The organism is Nocardioides sp. zg-1230 (genome assembly GCF_013155335.1).
Lineage (GTDB): Bacteria > Actinomycetota > Actinomycetes > Propionibacteriales > Nocardioidaceae > Nocardioides.
Genome location: NZ_JABJQZ010000002.1, coordinates 269,556 through 287,291, shown reverse-complemented (window position 1 = coordinate 287,291; position 17,736 = coordinate 269,556). Strand labels below are relative to the sequence as shown.

15 protein-coding genes are annotated in these 17,736 nt (G+C 72.3%); 5 read left to right on the top strand and 10 right to left on the bottom strand.

Annotated elements, in window-relative coordinates; translation table 11 throughout:
- Nucleotides 1-14 precede the first annotated feature (14 nt).
- Both HOO61_RS09365 and HOO61_RS09360 read left to right on the top strand, forming a co-directional pair.
- On the top strand, nt 15-749 hold the full coding sequence (locus HOO61_RS09365; RefSeq protein ID WP_172258451.1) for a YcnI family protein: 735 nt from the start codon (nt 15-17) through the stop codon (nt 747-749).
- Complete coding sequence (locus tag HOO61_RS09360) at nt 746-2,437, top strand: copper resistance protein CopC (protein ID WP_172258450.1); 1,692 nt, start codon at nt 746-748, stop codon at nt 2,435-2,437. The genes HOO61_RS09365 and HOO61_RS09360 overlap by 4 nt, the downstream gene beginning before the upstream one ends.
- On the opposite strand, the gene HOO61_RS09355 is transcribed toward HOO61_RS09360, so the two are convergent.
- Nucleotides 2,415-3,257, bottom strand: a complete 843-nt coding sequence (locus HOO61_RS09355; RefSeq protein ID WP_172258449.1) for a hypothetical protein — start codon at nt 3,255-3,257, stop codon at nt 2,415-2,417. The two genes, HOO61_RS09360 and HOO61_RS09355, sit on opposite strands and share 23 nt — an antisense overlap.
- A gap of 34 nt (nt 3,258-3,291) precedes the next feature.
- Complete coding sequence (locus HOO61_RS09350) at nt 3,292-4,122, bottom strand: universal stress protein (protein ID WP_172258448.1); 831 nt, start codon at nt 4,120-4,122, stop codon at nt 3,292-3,294.
- Nucleotides 4,123-4,229: 107 nt separating this feature from the next.
- On the opposite strand from HOO61_RS09350, the gene HOO61_RS09345 reads away from it, so the two are divergent.
- Nucleotides 4,230-4,670, top strand: coding sequence for a pyridoxamine 5'-phosphate oxidase family protein (locus tag HOO61_RS09345; RefSeq protein WP_172258447.1), 441 nt, complete (start codon nt 4,230-4,232; stop codon nt 4,668-4,670).
- Between the two features lie 5 nt (nt 4,671-4,675).
- Here the strand turns inward: HOO61_RS09345 and HOO61_RS09340 are convergent, their stop codons facing one another.
- The gene (locus HOO61_RS09340; RefSeq protein WP_172258824.1) at nt 4,676-6,052 is read right to left on the bottom strand and encodes an L-serine ammonia-lyase; all 1,377 of its coding nucleotides are present in this window, start codon (nt 6,050-6,052) and stop codon (nt 4,676-4,678) included.
- Between the two features lie 416 nt (nt 6,053-6,468).
- On the opposite strand from HOO61_RS09340, the gene HOO61_RS09335 reads away from it, so the two are divergent.
- A complete protein-coding gene (locus HOO61_RS09335; RefSeq protein WP_172258446.1) occupies nt 6,469-6,651 on the top strand; it encodes a hypothetical protein in 183 nt (60 codons plus the stop codon).
- A gap of 157 nt (nt 6,652-6,808) precedes the next feature.
- On the opposite strand, the gene HOO61_RS09330 is transcribed toward HOO61_RS09335, so the two are convergent.
- Genes HOO61_RS09330 through HOO61_RS09300 form a run of 7 tightly spaced genes read right to left on the bottom strand, consistent with a single transcriptional unit; the run spans nt 6,809 to nt 16,480 of the window.
- The gene (locus HOO61_RS09330) at nt 6,809-9,151 is read right to left on the bottom strand and encodes an arylsulfatase (RefSeq protein ID WP_172258445.1); all 2,343 of its coding nucleotides are present in this window, start codon (nt 9,149-9,151) and stop codon (nt 6,809-6,811) included.
- Between the two features lie 43 nt (nt 9,152-9,194).
- Nucleotides 9,195-10,148, bottom strand: a complete 954-nt coding sequence (locus tag HOO61_RS09325) for a formylglycine-generating enzyme family protein (protein WP_172258444.1) — start codon at nt 10,146-10,148, stop codon at nt 9,195-9,197.
- Nucleotides 10,145-11,803, bottom strand: a complete 1,659-nt coding sequence (locus HOO61_RS09320) for a dipeptide ABC transporter ATP-binding protein (RefSeq protein WP_367650099.1) — start codon at nt 11,801-11,803, stop codon at nt 10,145-10,147. Before HOO61_RS09320 ends, HOO61_RS09325 begins: the two co-directional genes overlap by 4 nt.
- A 40-nt stretch (nt 11,804-11,843) precedes the next feature.
- Nucleotides 11,844-12,749, bottom strand: coding sequence for an ABC transporter permease (locus tag HOO61_RS09315; protein WP_216658763.1), 906 nt, complete (start codon nt 12,747-12,749; stop codon nt 11,844-11,846).
- A complete protein-coding gene (locus tag HOO61_RS09310; protein ID WP_172258443.1) occupies nt 12,746-13,708 on the bottom strand; it encodes an ABC transporter permease in 963 nt (320 codons plus the stop codon). Before HOO61_RS09310 ends, HOO61_RS09315 begins: the two co-directional genes overlap by 4 nt.
- Before the next feature lie 4 nt (nt 13,709-13,712).
- Complete coding sequence (locus HOO61_RS09305; protein WP_172258442.1) at nt 13,713-15,284, bottom strand: ABC transporter substrate-binding protein; 1,572 nt, start codon at nt 15,282-15,284, stop codon at nt 13,713-13,715.
- The gene (locus HOO61_RS09300) at nt 15,281-16,480 is read right to left on the bottom strand and encodes an ROK family transcriptional regulator (protein WP_172258441.1); all 1,200 of its coding nucleotides are present in this window, start codon (nt 16,478-16,480) and stop codon (nt 15,281-15,283) included. Before HOO61_RS09300 ends, HOO61_RS09305 begins: the two co-directional genes overlap by 4 nt.
- A 186-nt stretch (nt 16,481-16,666) precedes the next feature.
- Between HOO61_RS09300 and HOO61_RS09295 the strand changes: the two genes are divergently transcribed.
- Nucleotides 16,667-17,605, top strand: a complete 939-nt coding sequence (locus tag HOO61_RS09295) for a TauD/TfdA family dioxygenase (RefSeq protein ID WP_172258440.1) — start codon at nt 16,667-16,669, stop codon at nt 17,603-17,605.
- The last annotated feature ends 131 nt before the right edge of the window (nt 17,606-17,736 follow it).

The following is a 17,736-nucleotide window of genomic DNA, read 5'->3' as shown; positions in this document are numbered from 1 at the left end:
ACCTCAGGAGAGACATGTCCATCCGCACGATCGCGCGCCTCGCGGCGCTCCCGGCCGCCACCGCCGCCGTCGCCCTCTCGTTCGCCGCGCCGGCGGGCGCGCACGTCACTGCCACGCCGTCGACGGCCGCGGCAGGCGCCTACACCGTCGTCACCTTCAGCGTCGGCCACGGCTGCGAGGGCTCGCCCACCACCAGGCTCGAGATCCAGGTGCCCGAGTCGGTGCTGTCGGTGACGCCGAGCCGAAACCCGTTCTACGACGTCGAGAAGACGATCGAGCAGCTCGACGAGCCGGTGGCCGACGCCCACGGCAACGAGGTCACCGAGCGCACCGCCTCGATCGTCTACACCGCCACCACGCCGCTCCCCGACGGGCAGCGTGACGCGTTCGAGCTGTCCTTCCAGCTGCCCGACGCCGAGGGCGAGACGCTGAGCTTCCCGACGATCCAGACCTGCCAGAAGGGCGAGACCGGCTGGGTCGAGGTCCCCGCGGACGGCCAGGACCCGGACGAGCTCGAGAGCCCGGCGCCGGCCTTCGAGATCGTGGCCGCCGAGGCGGGCAGCCACGGTGACGAGGCTGCAGCGGAGCCCGCCGCCGACGAGGCGGAGGCGACCGCGGAGGGGTCCACCGAGGCAGCCGCCGACGCGGGCGACACCTCGCCGGCCCTCGGCTGGATCGGTCTCGTGGCCGGCCTGCTCGGCCTGGCCGCCGGCGGCCTCGCCCTCGCCCGGACGCGCTCGTCCTCGTGACGTCGCCGGCGCGACCGGTGCGGCGGCACCCGGCCCTCCCCGCGGGGTGGGCTCGGGTCGCTGCCGCACTGGTCGCGCTCGCGCTCGTCGTGCTCGGGGCCGCACCGGCCTCGGCGCACGCCGAGCTGATCGACTCCGACCCGGCCGAGGGAGCCGTCGTCGAGACGGCGCCCGACACGGTCACGTTGACCTTCAACGAGCCCGTGCGGCTGACGTCGCAGGAGATCGCGGTGTACGACGCGGCGGGCGAGGAGGTCGAGGCCACCTCCCGTGCCGGGGGCACCGAGGTGACCGTCGGGCTCAGCGGCGCGGCCGACCTCTCCGACGGCACCTACGTCGTGTCGTGGAACGTGCTCTCCGGCGACGGCCACCCCATCTCGGGTGCGCTGACGTTCTCGGTGGGCGCACCCTCGGCGTCGGTGTCGGCGCCCCCGGAGCCCCAGACCTCCTCGGCCGGCGTGACCGTGGTCCGCGACGTCGTCACCGTCATCACCTACGTCGGCCTGCTGCTCGCCACGGGACTCGCCCTGTTCCTCGCCCTGGTCCTCCCCCGCACCTGGGCCGGCACCCGGACGCGTGCCCGCCTGCGCCGGCTCCTCCTGTACGCCGCAGGCGCGGGGGCGGCCGGCATCGTCCTGCAGCTCCCGGTGGCAGCGGTCTACGGGCAGGGGCTCGAGCTCTCCGACATCGTGTCGGCGTTCGACCCCGGGCTGGTGCGCAACGAGCTGCTGAGCGCAGCCCTGGTGCTGGTCGGGCTGGGTCTCGCGGCGGGAGCGGCCTCCGAGGCCCCGCCCGACCGCCTGCGTGGCTGGCTGCTGGCCGGAGGCGCGACGCTGGCGCTCGCAGGCCCGTCGGTGGTGGGGCACACCCGCGCCTACGAGCCGTCGCCCCTGCTTGTCGCAGCCGACGTGCTGCACCTCCTCGCGGGCGCGACGTGGTTCGGCGGGCTCGTCGGGCTGGTGCTGTCACTGCATGCGCTCGCCGGTCGCGAGGTCGTCGCCGCGACGACGCTCGCCCGGTTCTCCACCCTCGCCGGCGGCCTGCTGCTGGCGGTCGCCGCCACCGGCACCCTGCTCGGATGGCGCATCGTAGGGTCGTGGTCCGGCCTGGTCGAGACCCGCTACGGCTGGCTGCTCCTCGGCAAGGTCGCCATCGCCCTGGCTGTCGCGGCCCTGGGTGGCTGGAACCGCTGGCGCACCCTGCCGACCGTCGCCCGCGCCTCCGGCCACGGCGATCGCGAGCGCGCCGCCGCCGTGGTCACGCGGGCCGTCCGCGTCGAGGCGGTCCTGCTCGTCGCGCTGCTCGGCGTCACGGGGTTCCTGGTCAACCAGTCCCCACGCCCCGCGCAGGTCGAGGCCGCGTCCGGCACCACGGGGGTCGGCTCGGCCTCGGTCGGCGACCTGCGCGTGCTCGCGGTAATGGACCCGCGGCGTACGGGCTCCAACACCCTCCTCGTGCAGGTCCAGGACGCGGCGGGCGAGCCGTACGACCCGCCCACGACCCCGGTCGTCTCCCTGCGCACCGAGGGGCTCGACCTCGGCACGGTCGTGGTGACCCCGGTCGCCGCCGGCACCTATCGCGGCGAGGTGGTGGTGCCGCGTGCCGGCCAGTGGGACGTGCAGGTGGGCATCGCGCTGAGCCGCTTCGAGAACCCGGTGACGACGCTCACGCTGAGCGTGCGACCGTGAGCTCCACCGGCACCGTGTGCAGGAACCCGTCGACGCGCACCTGCGCGAACAGGCGGTAGCCACCGGGGTCGTCGATCTCGGCGTGGAAGGTCAGCTCGGAGCCCGCCTCGGTGACCTTCGGAGCGGCGAGGGGGTGCAGGTGCACCATGGCGCCGGTGTCGCGGTGGAAACCGGTCACGTGGCTGTAGGCGCCGAGGTAGGTGCCGAGCTCGACGGGCCGGCCCTCGGCGTCGCGGACGACGAGCCGCAGCTCGCCGTCGGGGCCCGTGGTCGGGGCCTCCGAGACCGACACCGACACCGCCCGGTCCTCCGCTGCGGTGTCACCCGGGTCACCCGGTGCCAGCGCCAGTGGGCGCCCGAGCACGACGTGGTCACCGTTGCCGCCCTCGTCGACCGCGATGAACTCGGTGACGACCCGGTAGCCGCCGGCGTCGGGCACGTCGAAGGGCGCGGTCCACGTGCCGTCCTCGGCCCGGGTGGGGTGCAGGTGCCGGAAGACGGTCAGGTCGTCGTTGACGACGTAGAGGTGCAGCTCCTTGGTGAGCTCCTCGACGTAGTCGGTGACGGGCTCGCCGTCGTGGTGGTCGATGCGGAAGCGGAGCTCCCCGATGCCGTCGCGCCGCTCGCGCACCTGCAGGCCCGCGAGGGAGTAGCCGACCTCGCTGACCCGGGTGCCGTCACCGACAGCGAGCGACGTGTGGCCCTGGCCGGGGGCGTGCGTGTGACCCGCGTCGACCTGGCCGACCGCGTCGTCGTCGCTGGAGCTGCACCCCGCCAGCAGGGCGCCGGACAGGACGAGCGGGAGGGCGTAGCGCAGCACGGCGCCAGTATGCCGAGCGCCTCCCTGCTCGCCGTCAGCGCACCACGGCGACCGGGCACTCCGCGCGCTGCAGGACCGCCTGGCTCACCGACCCCAGCAGCAGGCCGCCGAAGAAGCCGAGCCCGTGCGAGCCGACCACGACGAGCGAGGCGTCGTGGGAGGCGTCGACCAGGCACGGCACCGGCGCCACCGGCACGGCCTCCTGCTCCAGGAAGACGTCCGGGTGGTCGACGCGCAGCCCGGCGATGCTCTCGGCGAGCAGGACCTCGCGGTGCGCCAGCCCCTTGAGCGCCCGGGGGTCGCTGCTAAAGACGTCGGTGGACGGTGCGTGCGTGCGCCAGGCGTGGAGGGCGACCACGCGCGCCCCGGTCCGCTCGGCACGCCGGCAGGCGTACTCCAGCGCCGCCGAGCTCGCCGACGAGCCGTCGACGCCGACCACGATGCGTGGGTCCGACCCGCGGGTGGGGCGTACGACGACCACGGGGCACGGCGCGTGCCGGGCCAGGTGCTGGCTGACCGAGCCGACGAGCAGGTCCTCCGCCCGGCCGTGCCCGCGGCTCCCGACGACCACCTGGTCGGCGGACGCCGCGGCGCCGAGCAGCTCACCGGTGACGTGACCGACCCGCGTCTCGGCGACGACGTCGAGGTCCCCCAGCGTCTTCTCGATGCCGGCCAGCGCCTCCTCGCCACGGTGCACCGTCTCGGCACCCCACGGCGACGTGAGGGCGTCGTCGATGGCGACGACGTGCAGGCCGCGACCGGTGCCGCGCGCCTCCTCCGCCGCCCAGCCGAGGGCCAGCTCGGCCTCGGGTGAGCCGTCGTAGGCGACCAGGATCCGGCGGGTGGGCGTGCGCGTGGTGTCCATGCCCCCAGCGTCTGCCGGGCGCGCGTCGGACGACAGGTGAGGACGGCCCCTCCCGGTGGGGTCCAAGGACCCTGCCGACCCCGAGCGCATCACCGTACGGTCATGTCATGGAGGAGCAGCCGATCACCCGCCTGGACACCGAGCAGTGCTGGGAGTTCCTGCGCCACCACGAGTTCGGCAGGCTGGCCCACCACCTCGCCGACGAGGTGCACATCGCCCCCGTCAACTACGCCGTCGACCACGACCCGGCCACCGGCCACCGCACCCTGCTGTTCCGGACCGCCGAGGGCTCCAAGCTGCTCGGCGTCGCGATGAACCCCGACGTCGCGTTCGAGGTCGACGAGATCGTCGGCGAGCACGCCACCAGCATCGTGATGCGTGGCCGCGCGCGCCGGCTCGAGGAGGACGAGGAGCACCGCGCCGAGAACCTGCCCCTCCGGCCGTGGGTCGCCACCGAGAAGTGGAACGTGGTGGAGGTCGACGTGACCGAGATCAGCGGGCGGCGCTTCGAGCTGTCCCGGCCGTGGCGCCACATCACGCCGGACTGACCGGGTCAGCACTCCACGACGTTGAGGGCGAGGCCCCCGCGGGCGGTCTCCTTGTACTTGTCCTTCATGTCGCGCCCCGTCTCGCGCATGGTCTTGATCGCCTTGTCGAGGGAGACCACGTGTGAGCCGTCACCGCGGACGGCCATCCGGGCCGCCGTGATCGCCTTGATCGAGGCCACAGCGTTGCGCTCGATGCAGGGGATCTGGACGAGCCCGCCGACCGGGTCGCAGGTGAGCCCGAGGTTGTGCTCGATGCCGATCTCGGCGGCGTTCTCCACCTGCTCCGGGGTGCCGCCGAGGAGCTCAGCCAGTCCGCCGGCCGCCATCGAGCAGGCCGAGCCGACCTCGCCCTGGCAGCCGACCTCGGCGCCGGAGATGGAGGCGTTCTCCTTGAAGAGCAGGCCGATGGCCGCCGCCGTGAGGAGGAAGCGGACGACGCCGTCGTCGTCTGCGCCCTGGACGAAGTGGTGGTAGTAGTGCAGCACCGCCGGCACGATGCCGGCGGCGCCGTTGGTCGGCGCCGTCACGACCCGTCCGCCGGAGGCGTTCTCCTCGTTGACCGCGAGCGCGTAGAGGGCCACCCACTCCATGGCGCCCAGGGGGTCGGGAACGCCGGACGCCCACTCGACCTCTAGCCGGGATCGCAGGTCTGCCGCCCGTCGGCGTACCTTCAGGCCTCCGGGCAGCACGCCGGTCGTCCGGCTGCCGCGCTCGACGCACTCCTGCATCACCTGCCAGATCGCCAGCAGGTCGCGGCGCACCTCGTCCTCGGGCCTCCGGACGACCTCGTTGGCCAGCATCACGTCACTGACCCGCAGGCCCGTCGCCCGGGTGATGGCGAGCAGCTCGTCGGCCGTGGTGAAGGGGTGCGGAACGGGCGTCTCGTCGGCCACCAGCCGCCGGTTGCCGAAGTCGTCCTCGCCGAGCACGAAGCCGCCGCCGACCGAGTAGTACTCGCGCCTCTTCAGCTCAGCGCCCCCGGCCCCGAAGGCCTGGAAGACCATGCCGTTGACGTGGAGCTCCAGCCGCTTGCGCCGGTGCATCAGGACGTCGTCGGCCGAGAACGGCACCGGGTGCTCGCCGGCGAGCTCGATCCACCCCGAGGACAGCACCGCCTGGACCATCGGGTCGGCCGCCACCGGGTCGACGAGGTGCGGCTGCTCACCGGCGAGGCCGAGGACGACCGCCTTGACGCTCCCGTGGCCGTGGCCGGTGGCACCGAGCGAGCCGAAGAGCTCGACGTGGACGCGGGCGACGTCCCGGAGCAGGTCGTCGGCGCGCAGACCGTCGACGAACAGGTGGGCCGCCTTCATCGGACCGACCGTGTGCGAGCTGGAGGGACCGATGCCCACCTTGAACAGGTCGAAGACGCTGACGGTCATGCCGATCCCTCCGCTGCCGCCGACGTCGGCGGCCGCATCCTCGATGATGATCCAGCGGCGGGCTGAGGGCAAGACCATTGTTGCGCAACGCGCGTAGCGTTGCGCAGGACGCAACCCGTTGAGCTGAATGACGGCCACCACGCCCGCGGGTCAGAGCTGGGACTGCACCCCCGCGAGCAGCTGGCGTGCCATCACGATCCGCTGGACCTGGTTGGTGCCCTCGTAGATCTGGGTGGTCTTGCCACTGACACACAACCGCTCTCACCTGCGCGAACACCCCGCCGACGGCACACAGGCGTCACACGACCCGTGCCGACGTGTGCCACGTCACACCGAACAGTGCCTGCGGCGACTGCCCAGGATCGGCCGACAGGGACCGGTCATTCGCATGACCGAGACCTACGGCTTTCGCCGAGATGCTGGGCATCAGCGTGCGCCACCTCGACGACGTCCGGGCGGAGGACGAGACCTTCCCCGAGCCCAAGATGCTGGGCAGGTCGCCTCGCTGGGCACCCTCCGCGATTCGCCGCTGGATGGACGGCGACGCCGGTGCCGCGATCTGCGCCTGCATCAAGGCTCCGAGCCGTGGCCGCCCTTGATAGTCCTTTCGGCGAGACTGTGCTCGAGACCTGCATGAGCGGATGTCACGGAGGAACGTCGCGCCATGTGAGCGCAGCTGAGCACGCCGTTCTCGATCCCGTTCGGGCAACAACTCACACGAACCCTGAGTGCCTTCGGGTGGCGCCGGGTCGGGTATCAGTGAGCGACCAGGGCCGCCTGCAGGAGATCCTGCGAGGCCGGCTGGAGGGCGTCGTCGCCGACCTCGAGCCGCACGTCGACGAGGGAACCGGTGAACGGGAAGCCGCGGCCGCCCTCGCGGGCGTAGTCAGAGGTCACGGGGGTCCCGCGGTCGATGCCCACGTTGAGGGCCTGGTCCATGGAGAAGAAGAACGGGATGGTCCGCTCGACGCGTCCGGACCCGACCTCGTCGCCGTCGACCAGCAGCGTCACGCCACCGCCCTTGCCGAAGCCGCCGCCGTCGTAGGCGAAGCGGGTCTCCAGCAGGTGGGCGCCGGGTTTGACCGGCACCTCGGCACGCACGTGAGTCACCTCTACGGCACCGAAGTTGTAAGCCAGCGTCAGCAGGCCCTCGCGGACGTAGACCGACCAACCGCCGAAGCCGCCGCCCTGGGCGACCAGCACGCCCTCGGCGCCGGTGTCGGGCACGTGCACGCGGGCGCGCACCGACCACGAGGCGTTCTTGACGTTGGGGACGGCCGACTCACGCAGGTTGCGGGCGCCCGGCCGCAGGGTCACCGCGGTCAGCGGGGACTCCGGCCGCGGCCGCAGGTCGGCCCCGAGGCGGTTGCCGATGTTGCCGTCGTCCATCGGGAGGACGTGGTTGCGTCGCGCCTCGGCGAGGAAGAGCTCCTGCAGCTCGCGCAGCTTCTCGGGGTGCTCGGCCGCCACGTCGCGGGCCTGCGTCCAGTCGCTGCGCGTGTCGTAGAGCTCCCAGACGTCGTCGTCGAGACGCACGTCTGGGTTGTCGATGAGCCACGGCGTCTTGTGCTTGGCGACCGCGGTCCAGCCCTCGTGGTAGATCCCGCGGTTGCCGAACATCTCGAAGTACTGCGTGTGGTGGGTCTCCGGTGCGCTGCCGTCGCGGATCGAGTCGGCGAAGGAGACGCCGTCGAGGGCCTCCTGCTCGACGCCGTTGACCGTGCGCGGGACGGGTACGCCGGCGAGGTCGAGGATCGTCGGGAAGACGTCGTTGACGTGGTGCCACTGGTGGCGCACCGATCCCGGGTCGGTGACGCCCGCCGGCCAGTGGACGACCAGGCCGTTGCGGGTGCCGCCGTAGTGGGAGGCGACCTGCTTGGTCCACTGGTAGGGCGTGTCCAGCGCGACCGCCCAGCCGGCCGGGTAGTGGACGTAGGTCTCCGGGCCGCCGAGCTTGTCGAGCTGGGTGGCGATGCGCTCGGCGGTGTCCTCGACGCCGTTGAAGCGGAGGCTCTCGTTGAGGGTGCCCTCGAGCCCGCCCTCGGCCGAGGCGCCGTTGTCGCCGAGGACGTAGAGGACGACGGTGTTGTCGAGTTCGCCCAGGCTGCGGAGGTGCCTGACGAGGCGGCCGACCTGGACGTCGGTGTGCTCGGCGAAGGAGGCGTAGAGCTCCATCAGTCGCTCGGCGACCAGCCGCTGAGTCTCGTCGAGCTCGTCCCAGTGCGGGATGCCGGGCGTCCACGGCGCCAGCTCGGCGTCCTCGGGGACCACCCCGAGCTCCTTCTGCCGGGCGAGGGTGATCTCGCGCTGGGCGTCCCAGCCGTGCGCGAAGTCGCCGCGGTTGCGGTCGCGCCAGTCGCGCGGCACCTGGAACGGCGCGTGGGTGGCGCCGAAGGCGAGGTAGGCGAACCACGGCTTGGCCGGGTCGTGGGTGCGGACATCGGTCACCCAGTCCTGCACGCGGTCGACGAGGTCCTCGGAGAGGTGGTAGCCCTCCTCCTCGGTGGCCGGCGGGTCGACGAAGGTGGTGCCGTCGACGAGCAGCGGCTCGAACTGGCTCGCCTCGGCGGCCAGGAAGCCGTAGAAGTGGTCGAAGCCCTCACGGGTCGGCCAGCGGTCGAACGGACCGGCGGCGGTCTGCTCCCACGGCGGGGTCTGGTGCCACTTGCCGAAGGCGGCGGTGGCGTACCCGTTGTGCGAGAGCGCCTGGGCGAGGGTGCCGGCGCTGGCGGGGCGCATGCCGTCGTAGCCGGGTAGGCCGTTGGTGATCTCCAGGACGGTGCCCATGCCGACGGCGTGGTGGTTGCGGCCGGTCATCAGCGACTGGCGGGTCGGTGAGCACAGGGCGGTGGTGTGGAAGCGCGAGTAGCGCAGGCCGGCTTCGGCCAGCGCGTCCGCGGCGGGCATCCGGCATGGGCCACCGAAGGCCGAGGAGGCGCCGAAGCCCATGTCGTCGATGAGGACGACGAGCACGTTGGGCGCCCCGTCCGGAGCGCCGAGCCGCGGACGGGCCGGGAGCGGTTCGCGCTGGTCGCGCAGGTCCTCGGCGGCGGTGTAGTCCGGCCGGGCGCCGGACTGGGGCAGGTGGTGACGGTCCATCGGTGCGGGTCTCCTGTGATCGATCAGACGTGGTCAGGTGTGGTCAGTGGTGCAGGTCAGGCAGGTCGGCCACGCAGCGGAAGCCGACGTTGGAGGACGAGGACTCCGGGGTGGTGCTGGAGCGGGCGGCGACGCGGTAGCGGCGGCAGTAGGAGTCGTGGCAGAGGAACGACCCGCCGCGGATGACGCGTTGAGTGCCGTACGCCGGTCCGGTCGGGGCGTCGAGCGGCGACTTGGCGTAGGTGTGGACCGAGAACCAGTCCTGGCACCACTCCCAGACGTTGCCGACGGTGCTGAACAGGCCGAATCCGTTGGGGGCGAAGGAGCGGGCCGGCGCGGTGCCGGCCCAGCCGTCCTCGGCGGTGTCCCGCTCGGGGAAGTCACCCTGCCAGATGTTGAGCCGCCACTCCCGCGTCCCGTCCCCGCGGTCGTCACCCCACGGGAAGCGGCGGGCGTCGGGGCCGCCGCGGGCGGCGCGCTCCCACTCGGCCTCGGTCGGCAGGCGGCGGCCGACCCACGTGGCGTAGGCCTGCGCGTCGCGCCAGGAGACGTGGACGACCGGGTGGTCGCCGATCTCCGACACGTCGGAGCGGGCTCCCCCGGGGTGCCGCCAGCTCGCGCCCTGTACGGCCAGCCACCACGGCGTGGTGTCGAGGCGGCGTACGACGTCGGACTCGCGGGCGGTGAGCAGGCCGTGGAAGACCGCCGAGACGCCGGCGTGCTCGGCGTCGGTGACGTGGCCGGTGGCATCGACGAACGCCGCGAACGCATCGTTGGTCACCGTCGTCTCGTCGACGAGGAAGGCCGGCAGCCGCACCGGGTGGAGCGGCGTCTCGCCGTCGGCGGGGTCGCCCTCCCCGAAGGCGTCGCCCATCGCGAAGACACCGGCGGGGATCCGCACCTGCGGCCCGGCAAGGCCGGCACCAGCACCGGGTCGGACCTCGGCGGGGGCGACGGCCAGCGTCGTCCCCGCGCCGCCACCGGAGCAGCAGCTCACGACACCAGCTCCTCGCGCGCCTGTCCCGCCCGGCTGGCCGGGTCGGGCACCGGCACAGCGGCGAGCAGGTCCCGGGTGTAGTCGGCGCTGGGCGCGGCGAAGACCTCGTGCACGGGCCCCGTCTCCACCAGCCGGCCCTCGCGCAGCACCGCGACGCGGTGGGCGACCTCGTGCACCACGGCGAGGTCGTGGGTGATCAGCAGGCACGCGAAGCCGAGCTCGGCCTGGAGCCGCGCGAAGAGCTGGAGCACCTGCGCCTGCACCGACACGTCGAGCGCACTGGTGGGCTCGTCGGCCACGACGAGCGTCGGCTCGAGCGCCAGCGCCCGCGCCACGGCCACGCGCTGCCGCTGGCCGCCCGAGAGCCGGTGCGGCAGCCGGGTGGCGTACGACGCCGGCAGCGCTACGGCCTCGAGCAGCTCGCGCACCCGCGCGTCGCGCTCGGCGGTGGTGCCCACCTCGTGGACGTCGAGGGGCTCGCGGATCGAGCGGCAGATCGGCATCCGCGGGTCGAGCGAGGCCTGCGGGTCCTGGTGGATGAAGGCAATGTCGCGCCGCAGCTCGCGGCGCCGGCGGGCAGACGCCGTGAAGAGGTTCTCCCCCTCGACCAGCACCTCTCCGCCGGCCAGCGGCACCAGCCCGGCGGCCAGCCGGCCGAGGGTGGTCTTGCCGGAGCCGGACTCGCCGACCAGGCCCATCACCTCCCCGCGCCGTACGTCGAAGGTCACGTTGGTGACCGCGGGGAAGGCGCGCCCGCGCTTGCTCGAGCCGTACGCCACGTGGACGCCGTCGAAGCGCACGACCGGGATCTCCTCTGGCGCGACCTCGCGCAGCGAGCGTCGTACCTCCGTGCCGGGCTCGGGGAGGCTCAGCACCGAGTCGAGCAGTGTGCGGGTGTAGGCGTGGCGCGGCCGCGCGAACAGGTCCTCCGTCGACCCTTCCTCCACGACGTTGCCGGACTTGAGGACTAGCACCCGGTCGGCGACCTGCGCGACGACGCCCATGTTGTGGGTGATCAGCAGGACGCTGGTGCCGGTGCTCTCCCGGATCCGCCCGAGCAGGGCGAGGATCTCGGCCTGCACGGTCACGTCGAGGGCGGTGGTCGGCTCGTCGGCGAGCAGCAGCTCAGGCTCGTTGGCCAGCGCGAGTGCGAGGACGACCCGCTGCCTCTGGCCGCCCGAGAGCTGGTGCGGGTACTGCGTGAGCCGGCCGAGGGGGTCGGGGATCTCCACCTGGCGGAGCAGGTCTATCGACCGGGCCCGCACGGTGTCGCGGTCGCGGGTGCCGTGCGCCCGGAGCGCCTCGCGCAGCTGCCAACCGATCGTGCGCACCGGGTTGAGCGCGGTCTGCGGCTCCTGGAAGACCATCGCGACGTGGCGGCCGCGCACCTGGTCGAGGCGGTCCTCGGGCGCGCCGAGCAGCTCCTGGCCACGGAAACGGATCGAGCCGGTGGCCGTGGCCCCCTCCGGCAGCAGGCCGAGTACGGCCCGCGCGGTCATCGACTTGCCGGAGCCGGACTCGCCGACGAGGGCGACGACCTCGCCCGGCTCGACCGTGAGGCTGATGTCCTCGACGGCCGGGCGCGGGTGCGCGAAGGAGATCGCAAGGTGGTCCACGGCCAGGAGCGGCGCGTGGTCGGTGGGCACGGGGGTCACGGCGCCTCCTGGCGTGTGGTCGGTGGAGTGGGGACGGGGCTCAGGCACGGCGGGCCTCCGCGAGCGCCTGCGAGATGAGGAGCAGCCCGAGCACGAGCGCCACCACGACGGCCAACGGGCCGACGGCGAACCAGGGCGCGTCGTACATGTTGCGGACCCCGTCGCGGATCAGGGACCCGAGCGAGGGCGTCGGCGGGCGCACGCCGAGGCCGAGGAAGCTCATCGCCCCCTCGATGAAGACCGCCACCGACATCGACACGGCCAGCTGCACGGTCAGCGCCTCGAGCGAGTTGGGCAGGACGTGGCGGCGCAGCACCCACAGCGGCCCGGCGCCGACGACCTGCGCGGCCTCGACGTAGGGCATCTCGCGCACCAGCCGCACCGACGTGCGGACCATGCGACCGAAGACCGGGACCTCCGCGAGGACGATGACGAGCGCCACGGTCCACAGGCCAGGGCCCATCACCGCGCTGAGCGCGATGGCGAGGATCAGCGAAGGGAAGGCGAGCACCACGTCGAAGACCCGCTGCGTCACCACGTCGGCGATGCGCCACCAGCTGCTCAGCAAGCCGATGAGGGAGCCGAGCACCGCCCCGACGGGCACGGCGAGGAAGACGACGAACAGGTCAACACGGATGCCGGACAGGGTGCGGGAGAAGACGTCGCGGTTGACCTCGTCGGTGCCGAGCCAGTGCTGGCCCGAGGGACCGACCAGGTTGGCGCCCGGCACCTGCTCGGTCGGTGAGTACGGCGCCAGCAGAGGCGCGGCGAGGCCGAGCAGGACGACGACCCCAACGAGGACCACGCCCACCAGACCGCGCCCGTGGCGCAGCGGGTGGCGCGGGCCGGCCTCACGGCCGTCCTCGTCGAGGGCGGGGTCGTGGATGGTCGGGTCGATGAGCTGGTCGACGGCGGGGTCCACCAGCGGGTCGGTGGTGTGGCTCAACGGGTGCCTCCCTCGATGCGGATGCGGGGGTCGAGCGCTGCCTGCAGCACGTCGGTGAGCAGCTGGGTCAGCACGAAGACCGCCACCGACAGGAGCAGCAGCACCTGCACGACCGGGTAGTCGCGGGCCGAGATGCCCTGCTCGACGAGCCGGCCCAGACCCGGCCACGCGAAGATCGCCTCGACGAGCACGGCGCCCCCGAGCAGCGTGCCGAACTGGATGCCGAGCACCGTCAGCGAGGACGGCAGCGCGTTGCGCAGCGCCTGCGTCAGCACGATGCGCCGCCGCGGGATGCCAAGTGCCCGCGCGGTCATCACGTAGGGCTGGCGCATCTGCGTGCGCAGCGACTCGGTGAGGAAGCGGGTCAGGGCCGCGGCGGCCGGCAGTGCCAGGCAGACCGCCGGGAGCAGGAGATACTGCAGCGTGATGTCGGGGCGGGCGAGGTAGCCGTCGGGGGGCGTGCCCCCGGCGGGCAGAAGCGGCAGCAGCACCGCGAACACCAGCACCAGCACGAGGCCGGTGACGAAGGTCGGCACGGCCACCGCCACGGTGTTCACCGCCGACATCACCGCGTTGAGCCACGGCCTGTCGAGCACCACGGTCAGCGTGCTGGTCGCCAGCGCGAGCAGCGCGGCCAGCGCGAGGGCGGTGAAGGTCAGTACGAGTGTGTTGGCCGCACCGTCGGCGAGCAGGTCGCCGACCTGCCCGCCGAGGCGGTAGGACCGGCCGAGGTCGAGGGTGAGCACGTGGCCCAGCCACACGACGTACTGCGAGAGCAGCGGACGGTCCAGCCCGAGGTCCGCGCGGATCGCCGCGCGGGCCTCGGGGGTGGCGTCCGGTCCGGCGAGTGCGGCGACGGGGTCGCCGGGGACCAGCCGGATCAGCGAGAAGACGAGGAAGGAGGCCAGCACGAGCACCAGGAGTGTCGAGGGCACCTTCCGCAGGACGTACCGGCCCATGCCCTCAGCCCCCGATGGTCACGTCGTCGAGCTGCAGCTCGTTGCGCTTGGACCAGGTGTAGCCGCTCACGCCCGAGGTGGTGGCGACCTGCGGCGTGAGCGTGGCGATCTCGAGCAGGAACGCGTTGTCGAGGAGGTCCTGGTTGAGCTGGCGGTAGATCTCCAGGGCCTCCGCGTCGGTGCCGTCCGGCCGCTCCCACGCCGCCTCGGAGTGCGCCTTGTAGTCGTCGTCGACGAAGTGCGAGGCGTTCTTGTCGGCGTTGAACGGGTAGGCACTGACGGCCAGCGTCGAGGGCGTGAACTGCGCGTAGTTGTGCTGGAGGATCCAGAGGCCCTCGAACTCACCCCCGATGAGCTGCTTGATGAACTGCGTGTACTCCACGGGCACCAGCTCGGTCGGGATGCCGACCTCCTCGAGGTTGGCCTGCACGATCTGCGCGACCGCCTCGTAGTTCGCGTTGCCGGCGGGGTAGGTCAGGGGCAGGGTCTTGGTGCCGCCGACCTCCTCGACGAGCTTCTTGGCCTTGTCCACGTCGAGGAAGTAGTGCTTGGCCTGCTCCTCGTCGTAGGCCAGGGACGTCTCGGCCCACGGGAGGGAGTTGGCCACGGCCGCCTGGCCCTGGAAGACCTCGTCGACGATGCGGTCGCGGTCGAGGGCGTACGCCACGGCCTGGCGCAGGCGGACATCCTTGAGCAGCGGGTTGGCCACATTGGCGCCGACGTAGATCTGCCCGTCCGCTCCGGTCGCCTGCTCTACGTCGAACTTGCTGTCCTCGGCGAGCGTGGCGAGGTCGCGGTTGGACGCACCGGTGATCAGGTCGACCTGGCCGGAGCGGAGCGCGGAGACCTGACCCTGCGGGTCGCTGATGATGTCGATCTCGACCTTGTCGACCTCGGGCGCGCCGTCCCAGTAGTCCTCATTGGCGGCGAGCTCGACCTTGGCGTTGGGCGTCCAGGACTCGAACGTGAACGGCCCGGTGCCGACGTAGGCCTCACCGGTCTTGAGCTGGTCGAAGCTCTCGCTGTCGATGATCGGGACCATGTCGAGCAGGTCGAAGATGTTGCTCAGCGGATGGGCGAACTGGAGGGTGATCGCGTGCGGGTCGCTGGTGTCGAAACCGGTCACCGCGGCGGCGGTGCGCTGGAGCTGCACGGTCCACGTCGGGTCGGCCCACGTCTTGATGCTGAACTCGACGTCCTTGCTGGTGAAGTCGCGACCGGAGTGGAACGTCACGTCGTCACGCAGGTTGAGCGTGAGGGACTTCCCGTCCTCGGAGAGCGTCCAGTCGGTGGCGAGCGAGGGCTGCGGGTCGACGCTGTCGAGCGGGTAGTCGACGAGGCTGTCGTAGACCGAGCCGATCAGGGTGTTGACCGTGTCGCTGGAATTGGTGAAGACGGTGGCGGGCACGATGTCGTTGGTCGCGCCGATGCGCAGCACCTGCTCGCCGCCCTCCGATCCGCCGCCGCGCTGCTCGGCGACGGCCGAAGAGCAGCCTGCGATCGCGGAGGCGACGAGCGCCGTGACGGCCAGCAGGCCGGCCACCTTCGTGAGCGAGTGTTGGGGTCGCGTGGTCATGCGATCTTGCCTTTCGTTGCGGACGACTCCGGGGACGTCCGGGGTGGGTGTGCTGGTGCTGACGGGACGAGGCCGAGCGGGTCGTCGTAGACCGGCCCGATGGCGACCGTGCAGGCGGTGGTGGCCTGGATCCCGGCGCCGAAGCGTGTGAAGGAGACGTCGACGCTTCCGAGCGCGGTCTGCGCCTCGAACCCCTCGACGGCGACCTTGAGAGCCGGCTCGTACGCCGTGAACGCCTGGCCGACGAGGACGACGCGATGGGGGGCAGACATGTCGCGGACGATCGCGGCCACCCGGCCGAGGATGCGGGCGCGGTCGAGGAGAAGGTCGTGCGCGGCGTCGGAGCCCTCCCGCGCGGCGGCCACCACCTCGTCGATGTCCGCACCCGGTCCGACCACCCCGGTCGCGACGGCGCGACGGGCGACGCCGAGGTCGGAGTACGTCGCTGCGAGGCAGCCCGTCCGTCCGCAGGTGCACGGCTCGTCCGAGCCGGTCGGGAAGTGGGTCAGGCTGCCAGTGCGGGACACCTCGGTGTGGGAGCCGCGGTCCACCGCGATCGCGAGTCCGACGGTGTTGCGCGCGTAGATGTAGAGGGTCACTCCCCCGGTGCCGTGGCGACGGTGCAGGAACTCGGTGGCGGCCATTGCGGCGACGTGATCGGCAGCGACCACATCGAGGCCGACGACCTCGTGGAGGCGGTCGCGCGTGGCGTCGCGGTCGAGCCCGAGGTCAGCCCACGGCGCCACCAGGCCGGCGACCAGCGGCGCGCGACCCGGCTGGGTGCCGAGCAGCTGGGCGGCGAGGCGCCCGAGCTCGTGGAGGTCGGGGTCCTGGTCGACGGGCTGCGCGATCGTGCGGTGGCAGATCACCCGGCCCCGCAGATCGCCGACCGCGACGCTGGCGACGCCGCGCCCCAGGTGGAAGCCCAGCGTGGCGAAGCGCGTGGGGTCCACCTCGACGGGGACGCCCGGGCGACCGTTGACGCCCACGGGCGCCGCGTCGGGCCGCTCGCGCAGCAGGCCCGACCGCACCAGGGCGGTGACGGTGCGGTTGATCGTCGGGACGCTGAGGCCGGTCGCGCCAGCGATCGCGTCGCGGGCCACCGGGCCGGCATCGCGGACCTCCTCCATCACCCGGCTGGCCGGGGTGCCGAAGCGACCACGGGTCAGCGTGATCATCGGGTTGCCGTGGGACATCAGGCTCCTCGGATCGGACTGTTTGGTCAAAGTCGATTGGATTACTACACAAACTCTAACCATGTCAGGACTCGGTTCCTTGCAACGGCTCACTTCCCAAGCGAGTTCTGGTCAACGCGATCCGAACCGTTGGCGCGCCCTCGGCGCCGGGGGATCGTGGCGGCTCCCACGAACGAAAGGACTCCCATGACGCTCCAGCTCGAGCAGGACCTCTCCAGCGACCTCCAGGTGCAGCAGCTCGGCGGCCGCATCGGCGCTCGGATCGACGGTGTCCGGCTCTCCGGCGACCTCGACGACGCAGCGGTGCAGCGCATCCGCGAGGCGCTGCTGAAGCACAAGGTCGTCTTCTTCCGCGGCCAGGACCACCTCGACGACGACACCCACATCGCCTTCGCCGAGCGACTCGGCACCCTCACCACCGCCCACCCGACCGTCAACACCGGTAGCGAGCGCATCCTCAGCCTCTCGGCCAACAAGGGAATGGCCGCCAACAGCTGGCACACCGACGTCACCTTCGTCGACCGCGTGCCGGCCTTCAGCGTGCTGCGCGGCGTCACCATCCCGCCCTACGGCGGCAACACCGTCTGGGCCAACACGGTCGAGGCCTACGACCGCCTCCCCAACGCGCTCAAGGCGCTCGTCGATACCCTCTGGGCCGTCCACACCAACGAGTACGACTACGCCGAGCACAACGAGAACGACGAGGACCCCGACGACTACACGGTCTTCAAGCGCAAGGATTTCGCGTCCACCGTCTACGAGACCGCCCACCCGGTGGTGCGCGTGCACCCCGAGACCGGCGAGCGCTCCCTGCTCCTCGGCCACTTCGTCAAGCAGTTCGTTGGCTTCAACAGCCTGGAGTCCAGCACCCTGTTCAACCTGCTGCAGGCGCGGGTGACCCGCCTGGAGAACACCATCCGCTGGACCTGGCAGCAGGGCGACGTCGCGATCTGGGACAACCGCGCCACCCAGCACTACGCCGTCGCCGACTTCGGTGAGCAGCGCCGCGAGGTCCGCCGCATCACCGTCGCGGGCGACGTACCCGTCTCCATCGACGGCCGCCACAGCGAGGTGCTGAAGGGCGACGCGTCCGGGTTCGCCGACATCGACGCCCTCATCAGCTGACACCAGCACCCGCACGACGCACAGGAGCCCCCGCCCAACCCGCGGGGGCTCCTGCTGCATGTGAGGAGTGGCTGCCGCGAAGTCGAGCGATTCGCTTGACTTTCGCGTCGACCGCGAGTTGCCTGTAACCG